The 17,660-nt window shown below is 37.8% G+C and carries 16 protein-coding genes and 1 tRNA gene; 1 reads left to right on the forward strand and 16 read right to left on the reverse strand.

Annotated elements, in window-relative coordinates; genetic code table 11:
• Positions 1–7: 7 nt before the first annotated feature.
• Positions 8–1,642 carry an acyl-CoA mutase large subunit family protein gene (locus tag J2S74_RS17730; protein WP_307328008.1) on the reverse strand — a complete coding sequence of 545 codons (1,635 nt, stop codon included), beginning with the start codon at positions 1,640–1,642 and terminating at the stop codon, positions 8–10.
• Between the two features lie 293 nt (positions 1,643–1,935).
• Here J2S74_RS17730 and prli42 point away from each other — a divergent pair, with 293 nt between their 5' ends.
• The gene (gene prli42 / locus J2S74_RS27470) at positions 1,936–2,022 is read left to right on the forward strand and encodes a stressosome-associated protein Prli42 (RefSeq protein WP_370876032.1); all 87 of its coding nucleotides are present in this window, start codon (positions 1,936–1,938) and stop codon (positions 2,020–2,022) included.
• A gap of 50 nt (positions 2,023–2,072) precedes the next feature.
• Here prli42 and J2S74_RS17735 read toward each other — a convergent pair whose 3' ends face one another.
• From J2S74_RS17735 to J2S74_RS17805, 15 genes are all read right to left on the reverse strand, one after another.
• Entirely contained in the window at positions 2,073–2,585 is a 513-nt protein-coding gene (locus tag J2S74_RS17735) for a L,D-transpeptidase (RefSeq protein ID WP_307328010.1), read from the reverse strand.
• A 90-nt stretch (positions 2,586–2,675) separates the two neighbouring features.
• Complete coding sequence (locus tag J2S74_RS17740; RefSeq protein ID WP_307328012.1) at positions 2,676–3,644, reverse strand: aromatic acid exporter family protein; 969 nt, start codon at positions 3,642–3,644, stop codon at positions 2,676–2,678.
• A gap of 209 nt (positions 3,645–3,853) precedes the next feature.
• Positions 3,854–3,928: transfer RNA gene (locus J2S74_RS17745), tRNA-Arg, on the reverse strand.
• 90 nt (positions 3,929–4,018) lie between these two features.
• Positions 4,019–4,366, reverse strand: coding sequence for a hypothetical protein (locus J2S74_RS17750; protein ID WP_307328015.1), 348 nt, complete (start codon positions 4,364–4,366; stop codon positions 4,019–4,021).
• Positions 4,367–4,435: 69 nt separating this feature from the next.
• The gene (locus tag J2S74_RS17755) at positions 4,436–4,870 is read right to left on the reverse strand and encodes a BrxA/BrxB family bacilliredoxin (RefSeq protein ID WP_307328018.1); all 435 of its coding nucleotides are present in this window, start codon (positions 4,868–4,870) and stop codon (positions 4,436–4,438) included.
• 253 nt (positions 4,871–5,123) lie between these two features.
• Positions 5,124–6,269, reverse strand: coding sequence for a metal ABC transporter solute-binding protein, Zn/Mn family (locus tag J2S74_RS17760; protein ID WP_307328020.1), 1,146 nt, complete (start codon positions 6,267–6,269; stop codon positions 5,124–5,126).
• Between the two features lie 210 nt (positions 6,270–6,479).
• Positions 6,480–6,953: a hypothetical protein gene (locus J2S74_RS17765; protein ID WP_307328022.1), complete on the reverse strand. Its 474-nt coding sequence runs from the start codon at positions 6,951–6,953 to the stop codon at positions 6,480–6,482.
• 175 nt (positions 6,954–7,128) lie between these two features.
• A complete protein-coding gene (locus J2S74_RS17770) occupies positions 7,129–8,406 on the reverse strand; it encodes a dihydrolipoamide acetyltransferase family protein (protein WP_307328024.1) in 1,278 nt (425 codons plus the stop codon).
• A 32-nt stretch (positions 8,407–8,438) separates the two neighbouring features.
• On the reverse strand, positions 8,439–9,422 hold the full coding sequence (locus J2S74_RS17775) for an alpha-ketoacid dehydrogenase subunit beta (protein ID WP_307328026.1): 984 nt from the start codon (positions 9,420–9,422) through the stop codon (positions 8,439–8,441).
• A gap of 7 nt (positions 9,423–9,429) precedes the next feature.
• Positions 9,430–10,371: a thiamine pyrophosphate-dependent dehydrogenase E1 component subunit alpha gene (locus J2S74_RS17780; protein WP_307328195.1), complete on the reverse strand. Its 942-nt coding sequence runs from the start codon at positions 10,369–10,371 to the stop codon at positions 9,430–9,432.
• Positions 10,372–10,518: 147 nt separating this feature from the next.
• Complete coding sequence (gene lpdA / locus J2S74_RS17785; protein ID WP_307328028.1) at positions 10,519–11,946, reverse strand: dihydrolipoyl dehydrogenase; 1,428 nt, start codon at positions 11,944–11,946, stop codon at positions 10,519–10,521.
• A gap of 43 nt (positions 11,947–11,989) precedes the next feature.
• A complete protein-coding gene (buk, locus tag J2S74_RS17790; RefSeq protein WP_307328031.1) occupies positions 11,990–13,072 on the reverse strand; it encodes a butyrate kinase in 1,083 nt (360 codons plus the stop codon).
• A gap of 264 nt (positions 13,073–13,336) precedes the next feature.
• A complete protein-coding gene (bcd, locus tag J2S74_RS17795) occupies positions 13,337–14,437 on the reverse strand; it encodes a branched-chain amino acid dehydrogenase (RefSeq protein WP_307328034.1) in 1,101 nt (366 codons plus the stop codon).
• Positions 14,438–14,464: 27 nt separating this feature from the next.
• A complete protein-coding gene (locus tag J2S74_RS17800; RefSeq protein ID WP_307328037.1) occupies positions 14,465–15,373 on the reverse strand; it encodes a bifunctional enoyl-CoA hydratase/phosphate acetyltransferase in 909 nt (302 codons plus the stop codon).
• A gap of 172 nt (positions 15,374–15,545) precedes the next feature.
• Positions 15,546–17,603, reverse strand: coding sequence for a sigma-54 interaction domain-containing protein (locus J2S74_RS17805; RefSeq protein ID WP_307328039.1), 2,058 nt, complete (start codon positions 17,601–17,603; stop codon positions 15,546–15,548).
• Between the last annotated feature and the right edge of the window lie 57 nt (positions 17,604–17,660).

Raw genomic sequence — 17,660 nt, forward strand, 5'->3', positions numbered from 1 at the left:
TACTAGTTTAATATTCACCGAATACCTCTCTAAGGGTATGGCATATCTCCCCAATTGTAGTATATTGTTTTACTGCTTCAATAATAAATGGCATTAAGTTTTCAGTACCTTCTGCTGCTGTCTTTAGTTGTGTTAATGCTGCTTTTACCTTTTCTTCGTTTCTATTTGCTCTCGTCCCTTGAAGTCTTGCAAGCTGATCATCAACTAAGGAATCGTCTACGCGTAATAGCTCCGGTTGAGGCTCATCATCTAATTGATATTTGTTGACTCCTACAACGATTTCTTCTTGTTTTTCTTGACGTTTTTGAGTCTCGTAGGCTGCCCTTTGGATTTCCTTCTGCATATATTGCTGCTCTACTGCTGCAACTGCCCCTCCACGTTTTTCTATTTCCTCTATATACTCATAAGCTTTCTTTTCTAGTTCATCTGTAAGGAATTCTATATAGTAGGATCCACCTAAAGGATCAATCGTATCTGCTACACCCGTTTCGTTAGCAATTATTTGCTGTGTCCTTAAGGCAATTCTAGCAGAATCCTCAGTTGGAAGGGCAAGTGCTTCATCCTTTGCATTGGTGTGAAGACTTTGCGTTCCCCCTAATGCTGCCGCAAGTGCTTGAATGGCAACGCGAACAATATTATTATCCGGTTGTTGAGCTGTTAGGGTTGAACCAGCTACCTGTGTATGGAACCGAAGTTGCATGCTTTTTGCGTTTTTAGCTCCATACTTATCCCGCATAATGTTCGCCCACATTCTTCTTGCAGCCCGGAACTTTGCAATCTCTTCAAAAAACTGGTTATGACCGTTAAAAAAGAAGGCTAATCTCGGAGCAAAATTGTCTATATCTAATCCAGCCTCGAGAGCAGAATCCACGTATGCAATGGCGTTAGATAATGTAAAGGCTAATTCTTGAACTGCTGTGGAACCAGCCTCACGAATGTGATAACCACTTATACTAATCGTATTAAACTTAGGGGTATTCTCGGTACAATAAGCAAATATATCTGTAATTAGGCGCATTGATGGTTTAGGAGGAAAAATATAAGTCCCCCTTGCAATATATTCCTTTAAAATATCATTTTGAATGGTTCCTTGAATTTTCTCCTTAGGAACTCCCTGTTTTTCTGCAACGACTATATACATAGCTAGTAGAACAGCAGCAGGGGCATTAATGGTCATGGATGTACTTACTTCATCTAAGGAAATTCCATTGAAGAGAATTTCCATATCCTCTAAAGAGTCTATTGCTACTCCAACCTTCCCAACTTCCCCTAACGACATGGGGTCATCGGAGTCATAACCGATTTGAGTAGGTAAGTCAAAGGCAACGGATAACCCTGTTTGCCCTTGTTCAAGTAAGTATTTAAACCTTTTATTCGTTTCTTTGGCTGAACCAAATCCTGCATATTGCCGCATCGTCCAGAAACGGCCACGATACATTGTTCTTCTTACTCCACGTGTGTAGGGAAAATCTCCAGGGAATCCTATATTATCCAAATAGCGTTTATCTATGTTATCTGGAATGTATACTGGGTCAATCTCAATGGATGAGGAAGTTAGGAATTTCTCTTTTCTTTCAGGACGTTTCTTTATTTCCTCTTCCGTTCTCTCTTTCCACTTTTCAAATGACTGTCTGTCTCCCATTGATCTTTTTCCTCCTTATTTAATTAGGCTCCTTTATGCATATATTGTTGTTTATAAGTATATATTTTTCCTTGGATACGCTACAGGCGGGCCTTTCGCTACTCCAAGCTTTTAAAAAAGCCCTATATTTAAAGACAATACATAACATACTATACTTCGATAATTAATCCATAATATCCTTTAAAAAGTTCAGAAAACTCTTACTGTGTTCATAGGTATTTTTTCTCCCCCCTTGTCATTCTTCATAACAACAAGTAAAATATAATATAGTAATATTCAAGGAGGTTAGTCACATGCCCCGCAAATATCGCAAAATACTTATTTATCTAATGATTGCAATTATGGCTCTAGGTACTATTTTAGGTGGAATAGCATTATAAAATTGTAAATCAAAAAGGCTTTCCCTATCGGGAAAGCCTTTTCTCACTATCTAATTATCTGCAATTGCTCCATGTTTTTTACCAATTTCTTCAAAACCTTCATCACTAGATATTACCAGAACCTTCATACCTATAAGTACTTCCTCAAATAGGATTTCTACATCTTCATTTTTCATCCTTACACAACCATTAGTAACATAGTGTCCGATGGAAGCTGGATTGTTCGTTCCATGTATTCCATAAATTCTCCCATCTGTTTCTTCTGCATCAAACCCGATCCACCTAGAACCTAAGGGATTTTTTTTATTTCCCCCTTCAATGTTCTCTTTCCTGTAGTAAGGGTCTACCGCCTTAACGGTGACAGTATGTTCTCCCTCAGGTGTAACCGAATCTGATTTTCCTGTCGCCACTTCGTACACTTGTTTAACCTCTCCGTCAAGAATGTAGGCCAACTCATTTGTTTTTTTATTTACAATGATATAAGGGTCACCTACAAGCGGGTTTTCTCCAATTGGCCATATGGGAGAAATAACTAATAGTAGTGAAAGAAAAATAAATCGCATCTACGCCATCACTGCCTTTATCTTGACTAGGATGTTTTGAGAAAAATAATATTTGTATGTATTAGTTGTTTGTGAAGTTTTTGTTTTTATTCATATAAAAATGGAATAGTTTCTAATTGGTTGAAACTGCTGCTTAATTATTAAATACTGTTCCATCTCATTGACCAGTTGAAGGAGTGCAGCCCTCGCCTCAAATTCTCCCCGTGAGGATGGGAGTGGCATTTCCTTAAATTGCTTCCTCAACTCCTCCAATTTATGAATAAAAAGACTTGCGGTGTTATTAGGAGTTACCCCTTCACTTAACTCCTCCATAAATTGACCAATCATGGCACCTTGTTCTATTTGAATCTCTATTACTGTTAGCAATGGCATCATTCGCTCAATAATTTCTAGCTGCTTTTCTCTCATTTTGAAATAATTATAATATTGATCCTCATATCGTATTATATGGTTCTCTAGATTTTGAATAGATATATTTTTAGCAGTTTGGAGCAGTGACGCTGCTTTGGTTATTTCCTTTCCGTCCCACTGTCTATCTCCGTATTTAACGTAAACAGCATATTCATGAAAAATTTTTGCATATAGTCTTTCTAGCCGTTGTTGCATTTGATGAAGCTGTCTCTCCACACTTGGCATATAGGTATTCATTAATAAAGCACAACCTATTCCAATGATTATCAAGGAAAATTCATTAAGTAACAGCTCCACTGAAACATAACCTGATGTATATAAGTGAAGTATAACAACACAACTAGTGACAATCCCTGCTTGAACCCTTAACAAAACAGTTGTAGGTATAAATAGCAATAATAATAACCCAACCGTAATGGGATGGTACCCAATAAGTTCAAATAGAACGGATCCATAAAATAGCCCTATTGCACAGGCAAAAAACCGTTCCCATGACATTTGAAGAGACTTTCTCCTTGTTTTCTGAACGCATAAAATCGTTATAATCCCAGCTGATGCAAAAAATTGCAGTTCAAAAAGCTGTGCTATTGCTATAGCTAAGGAGGCACCTAAAGCTGTTTTTAACGTTCGATATCCTATTTTGAACAAAATGATCCCCCTTTTTATGCTTTTAATATATCCTATATTAAGTTGACCAAACTTATAAATACAATAGGCTGTTTTCTAAAGGATTACTTGGATCCGCTACAGGCGGACGATCTCCGCTTCTCCAACCTTTTAAAAAATCAACAAAGTTTACGAAAACAGCCATACAAAAAAACTCCAGTACATGGACTGGAGTTAACATATGTATATGGTGGCGCGCCCACCAGGATTCGAACCCAGAACGTGAGAGCCGAAATCTCATGTGATATCCATTTCACCATGGGCGCATGAAACGGACGATTAACTCGTCCGCACTATAGGAGTATAGCAATAATAAGAAAAAAAATCAAGCCTTTAATGTACTTTTTTATTTTTCCTTAAACTTCTTCATCAAACATCTTTTCAAAACGTTCGTTCATTTGCTCTTCATTATACCCCATTTCAGCAAGTCTTGCAGTTAAGTTTTGGGCCCACAAAGATAAACGCTGTGCCATTTTTTTATACTTTTTTCCTAAAGACCCTTTAGCATCCTTTGCCCGTGCATCGGCATTTGACATCACATTCTCTGAGATAAATAATGCTTTCCATAATGATTCTTCCTCTAGTTTATCTGCATTTTCGTTAAGGTAATCAACAATTTTTTTATAATAACTATCAAATTCCTCAAATGATATTTCTTCTTCCATTTTTAAGTACTCATGAATTTGTTTGTAAAGTTCTTGCATAATAGGCACTCCTTGTTTCTAATATTTTAGTATGTAATGAAGAAAAGGAGGAAATATCCTCCTTTCTCATTATGCTTCGTTTTTAAAGTATTGGTCAAATGCTTTTTCTAATTTTTGTACTACTTCAATTGGTTCATGACCTTCGATTTCATGTCTCTCTACCATTGTTTGAATTTTGCCATCTTTTAATAATGCAAAAGATGGAGAGGAGGGTTCATAGCCCTCAAAGTAGGACCTTGCTTGTGCTGTTGCTTCACGATCTTGTCCGGCAAAGACTGTTACATAATTATCTGCTTTTACTTCGTAATTTTTCATATAAGCTGCTGATGGTCTTGCAATTCCTCCTGCACAACCACATACGGAATTAATCATAACAAAAGTAGTGCCCGTTTTTTTAAATACATCATCAACTTCTTCTGGAGTTGTTAATTCATCATAGCCTGATTGAACCATTTCTTTACGTGCTGTTTGTACAACATCATTCATGAACATTTGAAAATCCATTTAAACCACCCTTTCAAAATAAATAGCTAATCACATATAACTTATGTATATTTTACACTTTATCCATGTTGTTTACCATGGATTTGATTGCTACTTTATAGTATCATCTTCATAGGAATTTTGCATTCAAATTTTATCCATTTATATCTATAACAGATTCGGAATTATAGTTTGTACTACAATAAAATGAAAAAAAGAGGTGACTCAAAAGGTTAAAAAACACCTTTTAGTCATCCTCCTTATAAGTAATAAATTATTGTAATGCAGTTCTTAGAGTTTCCAAATTCCTTCGCATCAAACTGAAATAATCTTCTCCGTTATCTATATCTTCTTGCATAAGAGTTTCTAAATTGTGTATCCATAAAGCTTCAGCATTTACTTCCTCACGAACAGTTTCTGCTATATTCATTGGAATATTTTGTTCAAACATAACGTAGTTAATATCATTTACTTCCATAAACTCAATAATATCCTGCATTTGGCGGATAGACGGTTCATTAGTTGGGGAAATTCCCGCTATTCCCACTTGATGAATCCCATATCTCTCCTCCCAATATCCATAACCAGCATGGGATACAATAATAGTATCTTTGGAGATTTCCTCCGCCATTGCTATAAATTCTTGATCTAACTGTTCAAGGTCAGATTTTAATGTTTCAAAATTTTCCTCAAAGAGCTCTTTTGCTTCTGGTCGAAGTTCTACCAATGCTGTCTTAATATTTTCAGCCAATTGAATAGCACGAATTGGATCTAACCAAACATGTGGATCTTCTTCTCCATGAGAATGTCCATGGTGGTGGTCATGATCATGATCGTGATTATCGTCACCATGTTCATGATCATGGTCATCATCTTTGTTTCCGTGTTCGTGATCATGATTGTGGTCATGGTCGTGATCGTGATCGTGGTCATGATCGTGATCATGGTCATGGTCGTGACTATGTCCATGGTCATGGTCGTGATCATAATCGATTAGTTCAATACCATCAGCGGCAGTAATAACTTTTACATCGTGTGTTTCAACGGTTTCTTTAATTCGATCTGCAAAGCCTTCAAATCCTGCTCCATTATAGATGAATAAATCCCCATCTGCAATTTGAATCATTTGATTTGCTGTTGGCTCAAAGCTATGTGCATCAGCACCAATTGGTATTATATTAGTTACTTCGACATGTTCTCCACCTATTTTTTTTGCAAAATCTTCTAATGGATATAATGTAGTAAATACAGAAAGTGGTTCAATTTCATCTTCCACAACCTCTTCTGCTTCTTCTTCTACTTCAGTCTCCATTGTTTCCTCGTCTAATCCTTGATCTGCTTCTCCTTCATTTTCTCCACATGCTGCTAAAATCATAGATAGAATAAGGATGAATGAAAATAAGATCGATAATCGTTTCATTTCTTTTCCCCTTTCGTAATCATTACGTTTTATAACCCAAAAAGAATTATATCGTAGTTATTACGATTTGTAAATAAGAATGACTACGATCAAGCATTTTTTTTTATAGGCAAAATCTTTCAAAAAAATAGGCCCTATAAAGGCTATGAGCAAACCTTTATAGGACAACCCTTTAATTGGAACTTTTTATCCCTTTCCGTTATTGACTATTTAATTATTCTCTTTAAAAAGCTCCCTATGATCCTCATTCCATTTTTTATGTAGTTGTAGTAGAGCCGGTAACAATGATTTTAATTTTTCATCATCTCGTCTTTCTACTGCTTCTAAAAATTGCTCATGGTAATAGGAATGTTTTTCCTTCCACTCTTCAGTTATTGCAGGAAGTTCAAGCTCTTTCCCTTCCTTTTTCATTTCTTTTATTTTTTTCAAAATAGCCTCTTTTTCACGGGTAATTTCTATCCACTCTTCTTTTAGGTCTGGACGGTACTTATCAATGAGAAGTTCATAATAAAAGTTTATATGTGCTTTCATTTGTGAATGTTTATGAAATATATCCTCATATTTTTCTTGTTGATCCGTCCTCTCTTGCAACTCTAATTGATCATCATCTTCTGCAAAAGCTTGTAAAGGTAAAATAGTTAAAAACAGGCATAGGCATAGGCATACAAGTTTCATTGGTTTCAATTTAATCTACCTCCCTCATTGTCCCCTAGTATGCACAAGATAAAAAGTGACTATGCGAACGAAGAGTTATAATAGAATAAGGGTGACTCAAAAGCTTATAAGATATCTTTTAAGTCACCCTCTTTTTAGAGCGTGTTCAAACGGGGAAAAACAGCCCCTTTTTAAACAGACTCTTTTAATATATAGAAGTATTTTTTTCGTTCATACTTTCTAAGCTATTTTTAATATGTCCAAGAAACTTCCCGCATACAAGCCCATCAAGAATACGGTGGTCCAAAGACATACATAAATTGACCATATGGCGAACAGCAATCGCATCGTTTTCCAATACTACCGGTCGCTTGACAATGGATTCTACGGATAGAATGGCGGCTTGTGGATAGTTAATAATTGGCTGTGACTGTATAGAACCAAACGATCCAGTATTATTAACTGTAAAGGTACCACCTTGCATATCTTCCGACTTAAGTTGATTTGTTCTTACTTTGGTCGCAAGGTCATTTATTTCCCTCGCCAACCCTTTTACGGTCTTTTCGTCAGCATGCTTTATCACTGGAACAAAAAGTTCATTTTCTGTCGCTACTGCTAATGATATATGAACATCTTTATGGCGGATTATTTTATCTCCAGCCCACATTGAATTTACTTGTGGGTATTCCTTAAGGGCATCAACTGTTGCTTTAATGAAGAATGGTAAGAAAGTAAGCTTAATATCTTCTTTCTTATAGAACTCATCCTTCATCTTATTTCGATAGCGTACAAGGTCAGTTACATCCACTTCAATCATCATCCATGCATGTGGTGCTTCATGTTTAGAACGAACCATATTGTTTGCAATTGCCTTACGTACTCCGCTTATTGGCAGCTCCTCAACACGTCCAGAAGTGGTATATGGTGGAGTTGGCGCTTGCTTCGTTTCAACCCGATCTGAAACAGCAGCTTTTCCAGGAGTTCTTACTTCTTTAACAGGTTCAGTCATTGGTGCCCCTTTAGGAACTCCTCCACTCTCAATAAGTGTTAATAAGTCTTTCCTAGTAATACGGCCACCTCTACCACTTCCATTTACTTGTTCTAAATTTATATCATGTTCTTGAGCTAATTTAAGTACAGCTGGTGAGTACCGCTTTTTATTAGATGTATCAGCTGGTACTTGCTCTTGTGTTCCAACTACTTCTTCTTGAAGAGTCTCTACAGTAACTTCCTCTTCAGCCTCACCTTCCACTGTAATGGTACAAATTACTTCTCCCACTGCAATGGTTTCGTCTTCCCCTGCAATAAGTTCTTTTATTGTTCCAGTATACGATGATGGAATTTCAGCATTTACTTTATCTGTCATTACCTCAGCAATAGGATCGTACTTATTCACTTGGTCCCCTGGCTTTACAAGCCATTTTGTAATGGTTCCTTCTGTCACACTTTCCCCAAGCTGTGGCATAGTAATTTTTGTGGCCATTTCTGGCACCTCCTTGCAGCTCTATGCTCGTATTAAAATTCAGCCAGCTCTTTCATGGCTTCTTCTATTTTATCGGGATTCACCATAAAGTATTTTTCCATTGTAGGAGCATAAGGCATAGCAGGTACATCAGGACCGGCAAGCCTCTGTATTGGTGCATCTAGGTCAAACAAGCAATTCTCTGCGATAATAGCTGAGACTTCACTCATAATGCTGCCCTCTTTATTATCCTCCGTTACTAGCAAGACTTTACCTGTTTTACTAGCAGCTTTCATAATAGCCTCTTTATCTAATGGGTACACTGTTCGTAAATCAAGAATATGGGATTCATAACCTTGCTTTGCCAAATTTTCAGCAGCTTGCATGGCCATATGTACACATAAGCCATATGTGATGACAGTGATGTCATCCCCTTCACGCTTTACGTCCGCCTTCCCAATAGGTAATGTATAATCCTCATCAGGGACTTCTCCTTTAATCAGTCGGTATGCCCGTTTATGTTCAAAGAACAGAATTGGGTCATCACTTCGAATAGAGGCCTTCAAGAGACCTTTAACATCATAAGGTGTAGAAGGCATTACAATCTTTAAGCCAGGGACGTTAGCAAACAACGCCTCCACAGATTGAGAATGATATAATGCCCCGTGAACTCCACCACCATATGGTGCACGTATGGTAATTGGACAATGCCAATCGTTATTTGTCCTGTAACGAATTTTTGCTGCTTCTGAAACGATTTGGTTAACTGCAGGCATGATAAAATCTGCAAATTGCATTTCTGCAATTGGTCTCATTCCATACATAGCCGCACCAATCCCTACACCTGCAATCGCCGATTCTGCAAGGGGGGTGTCGATGACTCGTTCCTCACCAAACTGTTCATATAAACCATTAGTAGCGCGGAATACGCCCCCACGTTTTCCTACGTCTTCCCCTAAGACAAAAACATTTTCATCTCGCTCCATCTCTTCTCTAATCGCTTGAGTAACTGCTTCTATATAAGAAATTACCGGCATCCTGTCATCACTCCTCTCCATAAACGTATTTTAATGCATGCTCTGGCTCCGCATACGGAGCTTTCTCTGCATAATCTGTTGCCTCATCGATGACTTTACGTAATTTAGCTCTAATTTCTTCCTCTTTTTCGTCTGTTAAAACCCCAGTATCTTTTAAATAAGAACCAAACGTAATAAGGGAATCAATTTTTTTCGCTGCTTCTACTTCTTCTTTTGCACGATAAACACTATCATCATCATCACTTGAATGTGGGGTCAATCGGTAAGATACCGTCTCAATTAGAGAAGGACCTTCCCCTTTTAATGCCCTTTCCCTTGCTTTGGAAATAGCCTCATAAACAGCTAATGGATCATTTCCATCCACCGTTTCCCCATGAATACCATAACCTACAGCACGATCGGATACATTTTCACAATTTAACTGTTTTTCTAATGGAACTGAAATGGCGTATTTATTGTTCTCACACATGAAAATCACAGGTAAATCATGAACACTAGCAAAATTTATCCCCTCATGGAAATCCCCTTGGTTAGAGGAGCCTTCTCCAAAAGTTGTGAATGCCACAAAGTCCTCTTTTTTCATCTTAGCTGCTAACCCAAACCCAACAGCATGCGGTACCTGAGTTGTTACTGGTGAAGAGCCTGTTACAATACGATTTTTCTTTTGACCGAAATGTCCTGGCATTTGTCTTCCTCCAGAGTTCGGGTCCTCTGCTTTGGCAAAACCAGAAAGCATTAACTCTTTTGGAGTCATTCCAAACCTTAATACAACGCCCATATCACGATAGTATGGCAAAACATAGTCTTTTTCCTTATCCAAGGCCATTGCAGCACCAACCTGGGCTGCCTCCTGTCCTTGGCAGGAAATAACGAATGGAATTTTACCAGCACGGTTTAATAACCACATTCGTTCATCAATCATTCTAGCGAGTAACATCGTTTCATACATTTCAAGAACATCATTGTCAGATAGACCTAGCTGCTGATGTCGGTGATTTTTACTCAATGGACTCCCTCCTTAATCTTAAAAATTATTTTATATTGTTTTGATAAACATTTATCTAGTAAGGCCAACTTATAAATAATTAAAGCTACTCTAGCTATGAATAGCCTTACCATCTACTGCAAGTGCAGCTTCCCCAATGGCCTCCGATAAACTAGGGTGTGGGTGAATTGTTTCTGCCACTTCCCAATGAGCAGCGTCTAGGAGCTTTGCTAATGCAGCTTCCGAAATCATATCTGTGACATGTGGTCCAATCATATGAACACCAAGAAGATCATCCGTTTTTTCGTCAGTTACAAACTTCACAAAACCGGATGTATCACCATAAACAAGGGCTTTACCAATGGCTTTAAAAGAGAAGGTACCAGTTTTTACTTCAAATCCCTTTTCCACCGCCTCCTGTTCCGTTAGACCTACACTGGCTACTTCAGGAGAAGAATAGGTGCACTTAGCGACTAGTTCTTTATTTAATGGATGAGGTTTTTCTCCAGCCATATGCTCTACGGCAATCATTCCTTCATGGGACGCCACATGTGCAAGCTGGAGTCCACCAATAACATCACCAATCGCATAAATATGTGATTCCTTCGTTTGATAATATTCATTGGTTACAATAACATCTTTTTCTGTTTTGATATCGGTATTTTGGAGACCGATATCTTCAATGTTGGCGGCTCTTCCTACAGAAACTAATACTTTGTTAGATTCAACCGTTTTTGTTTCCCCTTTATATTCATACGGTACATGTACTTGATTTCCTTCTATAACTTTTACCTGATTTGAAAGAACTTTTGCGCTAGTAATAACCTTTACCCCTTTTTTCTTCATAGCCCTAAGAATCTCTTTCGAAATATCTTCATCTTCTAATGGGAGAATTCGAGGTAGATACTCCAATAAAGTTACTTCTACACCAAAATCGGCTAACATGGATGCCCATTCTATACCAATTACTCCGCCCCCAATTATAGTCATGGATTTTGGCAACTCTTCTAGCTGTAGTGCTTGATCAGAAGTAAGAATATGCGTTTCATCAATAGTTAATCCAGGCAAAGATTTTGGTCTGCTACCTGTAGCGATTAAAACATACTTAGGTATTAACATTTCATTTTCAGACCCATCGTTTTTTTCTACTGATATAGTACCTGGTGATGGTGAAAAGATAGATGGACCTAATATTCTCCCATGCCCTTTATAAATATCTATTTTTCCTTTTTTCATTAAATGTTGGACACCTTTATGAAGTTGGTCCACAATACCTTGCTTTCTTTCTTGTACTCGCAGAAAGTTTAGAGTGGGATTTTCAGTGTCTATACCAAATTCACTACTTTTTTGAACAGTTTTATATACTTCTGCACTGCGCAATAACGCCTTACTTGGAATACATCCCTTATGTAAGCATGTTCCTCCCAATTTCTCCTTTTCTACCACAGCTACTTTTAAACCAAGCTGCGAGGCACGAATTGCCGCAACATAACCACCAGTTCCAGCACCTAGTACTACTAAATCATATTCCTGTGCCATGCTCGAAAACCTCCCTTTTTCTTAGTTCAACAACAGACTATATTTATCCTGCAACGTATATTTTGGCTTTCTCTTCCTCTCGGAGAACTCGAAGAGCTCCTTCTGCTAACGCTTGCAGTTCGTTTTCACCCGGTTTTATAATTACATCAGAAATCCATTGTATCCGGTTTGTTATAAGCTTAACGAATTGTTTACCGTATGCTAATCCCCCCGTTAAGACAATAGCATCTACTTTTCCAGACAACACAACCGCAGCTGCACCAATTTCTTTAGCAATTTGGTAAGCCATTGCCTCGTATACTAACTCAGCTTTTTCATCACCTTTTGCAATTCTATTTTCAACTTCTATTGCATCATTAGTACCGAGATAACCGACAAGTCCACCTTGACCTACAATCTTCTTCATTACTTCATCAGCAAAATATTCTCCTGAATAACACATGGACACAAGATCCCCTGCCGGAACAGTTCCAGCACGTTCTGGTGAAAATGGCCCCTCCCCATGCAATCCGTTGTTCACATCAATAACCCTGCCATTTTTATGGACCCCTACTGTAATACCTCCACCCATATGTACTATTATTAATTGAAGATCACTATACTCTTTATTAAAATCGTCTGCAACACGGCGAGCCACTGCTTTCTGATTTAAAGCATGAAAAATACTTTTTCTTTCAAAATCTGCAAATCCAGATATTTTTGCAATAGGATCCATTTCATCTACTACAACTGGGTCTACGATAAACGCTTCAATGTTAAGTTGAGAAGCTATTTCATGGGCAAGAATGCCTCCTAAGTTAGAGGCATGCTGCCCTGAAAAACCATTCCGTAAATCTTCAAGCATTGCCTCATTTACAGAATAGGTCCCACCTTCAATAGGTCGAAGAAGACCTCCTCTCCCAACAACCGCAGAAAGTTTAGATAAATTAATTCCATTATTATCTAAGGTTTCAAGAATCATTTGTTTTCGAAATGGGTATTGATCGATAATGGAGTGAAATTCATTTAACTGGTCACGATCATGACGAATGGTTTCCTCAATAATCATTCTTTCATTATCAAATACTCCAATTTTTGTAGATGTTGAGCCTGGGTTGATTGTTAAAATCCGTAATTCTTTTTCCACTTGTAATACCCTCCATAGTAAAGCAAGTTTTCCGTACTGTTAATAATGTTAAAATAATTTAAAAGGCCGTTTTCTAAAAGATTGTTGCTTTTTGATAAGATAAATCTTTCACTTCTTCGAGTTATCGAAAAACAAAATCTATGGGAAAGAGCCTATTTAAACACGGATCTCTTCCTCTACTAACATATATTCAATTAGTGTTCTCATGTTTTCAACGGTGAACCCTTGTCGGTTTCGACAAGGGTCATTTTGTTCCTTGAGACTTTACCTTCTGCCTCGGCTTAAGATATCCATTCCGTTTCGCAAGAATTGTTTTCTTGATTTACGCATTCCCTCTATACGTTCCTCAGCCATTCTGTCAGCTGCAGCGTAAGTAGGGATGTTATCTCTTTTGGAAATTTCAAAAATAGTAGATATTTTATCATAAATGGTTTCTACCTTTTTAAGAGCCCGTTCTCGATTATATCCAAGGAGCTCATCTGCTACATTAATTACGCCACCGGAATTGATGACATAATCAGGTGCATAAACAATTCCCATTTCTTGTATAATATCACCATGTCTTGTTTCCCTTAATTGATTATTTGCTGCTCCAGCAATTACTTTAGCCTTCAATTGTGGAATAGTTTCATCATTAATTGTTGCACCTAATGCACAAGGAGCATAAATGTCACAATCTACTGAGTAAATATCCTCCGTATCTACTGCTTCTGCACCAAATTCTTCCACCGCTCGTTGAACTGCTTCTTTATTAATATCAGTCACTATTAATTTTGCCCCTTCTTCGTGAAGATGACGGCACAATGTGAAGGCAACATTTCCCACTCCTTGTACAGCAACTCGCTTCCCTTCAAGGGAATCAGTCCCAAATGCTTCCTTAGCAGCAGCCTTCATCCCTACATAAACCCCATAGGCTGTAACAGGGGATGGATTTCCGGATGAGCCGAATGCTGGAGAAATACCCGTTACAAAGTCAGTTTCCTGATAAACCAAGTCCATATCCTCAACAGTTGTCCCTACGTCCTCAGCAGTAATATAGCGGCCATTTAAGCCTTGGATAAAGCGGCCGAATGCTCGGAACATTGCTTCATTCTTATCCTTTCTTGGATCGCCTATAATTACCGTTTTCCCTCCACCAAGGTTTAGTCCAGCTGCAGCATTTTTATAAGTCATTCCCTTTGCTAAACGAAGGGCATCTTCAAAGGCTTCCTCTTCTGTTGCATATGTCCACATTCTCGTTCCACCGAGGGCTGGCCCAAGTGTCGTATCATGAATAGCTATGATTGCTTTCAAACCTGATTGTTTATCTTGACAAACTACAACCTGTTCATAATCAGACGTTTCCATGTACTTAAATAGTTCCATGTTAATTCCTCCTCTTCATATCTATCATTAAGCTTCTATTGAACTTATAGCTAACAACATAGAAAGTAACTTACTTTCAACCTTATCCGTCCGGGACGTGAGTATGATTGGCGCCTTCGCACCAACGATTATTCCCCCTACTACAGCATTTCCGAAATAAGTTAAAGATTTATATAAAACATTACCTGCTTCAATTGATGGAGCTAATAAAATATCCGCTTTCCCTGCAACTTCTGATGTGATTCCTTTTTGCTTAGCAGATTCTTCCGAAATTGCATTGTCAAGACCAAGAGGTCCATCAACAATACAATTTTTCAATTGACCTCTACGATTCATTTGTGTAAGAGCAGCTGCATCCAAAGTCGCCTGCATGGCTGGATTAACTGTCTCCACCGCAGTGATTACAGCGACCCTTGGTTTTTCTATACCAATGTGTCTTACTGCATCAACAGCATTTTCAATTATCTGCTCCTTATCACGTAAATCTGGAGCTATATTCATGGCTGCATCTGTTAAGAAGAGGAGTTGTTCTTTGTCCGCAAAGGAAAAACCTGCTAAATGGGAAAGTACCTTTCCTGTTCTTAATCCCACTTCTTTATTTAAAACTGCCTTTAGGAGTGTTGATGTAGATAACATCCCTTTCATTAAAGCGTTTCCTTTCCCCTCACTCACTAATTGAACGGCCTTTAGAGCTGAAGCCTTATCATCCTCTGCATTAACCTTAGCTACTTTACCTTCTAGTTCTTTAGGGATTTCAGCTTCCTCCAATAATTTTTCCATTTCCTTCAATGGACCAACTAATATAAAGGATGCTAAATTCCTTTCTAACGCTTGCTTCATTGCTAAAAATAACGATGCATCTACAGCATGAGCAATGACAATTGTCCGATTGCTATTACGACTTTGAACGGCTTCCATTAGCTTTTCCAATGCCATGCTTTCTCACCTTCCTTACTTTTTACTCTTTCCAATTCAATATAAATGCAAGAATTATGCCAAAAAATGAATATATAGTAATCGTTCAAATTGTGTGGATAACAACAACGAAACCTGCAAGAAAATTCACACCACGCAAAAAATTGCGTGCAACCATATTCAGTTACATAAATTATAGGGTTATTCCATACTTGTCCAATTTATAATAAAGATTTCTTATGGAAACTCCCAACTCTTGAGCTGCTTTCGTCTTATTTCCATTATTATTGGTCAAAACTGATAAAATCATTTCTTTTTCTGTGGAATCCAATACTTCCTGCAAAGTTTTTTTCTCTATATGTCCTGTTTCATTAGGAACATGAATGGAATACTTACCTTCAAGTGGAGGAAGATGCTTAGCATCAATTAGTTTCTCTGTATAATGCATATGGATCATAGCTCTACCTAATATATTTTCTAGCTCCCTCACATTCCCTGGCCAATGGTATCCTTTTAGTAGTTGTTCCCCTTGAGTTGTAACTCCTTCTACACTTCTACCGTAATCTTGGTTTAATTTAATGATTAAATGACTGCATAATAGAGGAATATCTTCACTTCTTTCGCGCAGAGACGGTATAAAAATAGGCATACGATTTAAGCGATAGTACAAATCACTTCTAAATTCCTTTTTATCTAACTTTTTTTCCATATTCACATTTGTAGCAGCAATAACCCTTACATCTATAGAAATAGGGTTAGTACCTCCCACCCTTACAATTTCCTGTTCCTGTAATACTCTAAGCAATTTCGCCTGGGTTGGGGGAGTTATTTCACCAATTTCATCTAAAAAAATACTGCCTCCATTAGCCTCTTCAAAAAGTCCTTTCTTCCCCCCTCGTTTTGCACCTGAAAAGGCTCCTTCTTCATACCCAAATAATTCACTTTCTAGTAAAGTTTCAGATATAGCTGCACAATTTACCCTAATAAATTTGTTATACTTTCGTTTACTTGCATTATGTATTGCATGAGCAAACAACTCCTTCCCTGTTCCACTTTCCCCTTGAAGCAGAATTGTTACTGGAGTTATGGCAGCCATCTTTGCTTGTTGAATGGCGATTTGTAATTCCTCTGAGTCTCCAATAATATCTTCAAAGCTGTATTTAGCTTCCAATGTACGAATAATTTGCTTCGCCTTTTTTAACTCCGTATTTAATGTTTCTATTTCTGACATATCATGAATGACTCCAACACTTCCTTTTATCCTACCGTCAACTATAATTGGAGCTACATTAACAATGACATCTTTCCTGTTAGGACCTACCTTCATTTTCGTCCCTCTGACAGGTTTTCTTGTTTTTAGAACTCGCATATGCATGCTCTCACCTTCAGAGATGTCTGTGGATGCAGGTTTTCCGAGAACTTCCTCTGGAGAAAGACCGGTTAACCTAGTATATGCAGGGTTAATTATAAGTCCCTTTCCCTCTTCGTCAACGACGGAGATAGCATCATCGGAGGATTGGATGATTGCCTCTAACATTTGCTGAATGCTTTTTAAGTTTGTCACTTCTTCTGCCATGTTTACTATTTCCGTAACATCTTTAAAAACTCCTAAGGCTCCTATTAATTCATGAGCTCTATACATAGGGACCCTTGTTGTAATTATTGTTCTATCATTTCCGATCAGCTGCCGCTGATTCGTTTCTGTTTTTCCTGTTTTTAACACCCGTGGAAGTTTACTTGTTGGCAGGACCTCTTCAATTTTCCTTCCAATCACTAATTCCTTCTTCAAACCGGTCATTTCTTCTGCCCTTTCATTGAGCAAGGTAATACAATGATCTAAATCTATAGCTACCATTCCATCATGGGTTGAATTTAAAATTATATCCAATTTTGAATTATGCTGAACCACTTCATCTATAAGCTTTTCTTTTTCTTTCACTAGAGAAAACACGAAAGACGCAACGGAACTGGGTATTATAGTTGTTGGTTCATTCTTCAATGATTCCCTAATTTCATTTAATAGGTTTTGATTTCCTGTAACCTCTACAACAATATCTATCGGAGAAAGGGATTGGTAGGCGATTCTCCAATCTTGAAAGGTAGGAATTCCGAAAGAACTAGCTTTCTTCACACCTTCTCGCTCTATGTTTTTATCTACAACACCAATGATATTAAACTGTTCGGTTTGTTGGAATACATCTAATAATGCAGCACCCCCGTCCCCTGCACCAATAAGCAATAAACGTTTCATTTCAGCCACCTCCGGAACAGTATTTCTCTTAACATGCAATTTTTTTCACACTTATAA

The sequence above is a fragment of the Evansella vedderi genome, assembly GCF_030813435.1.
In the GTDB taxonomy this organism is placed as follows: Bacteria; Bacillota; Bacilli; order Bacillales; family Salisediminibacteriaceae; genus Evansella; species Evansella vedderi.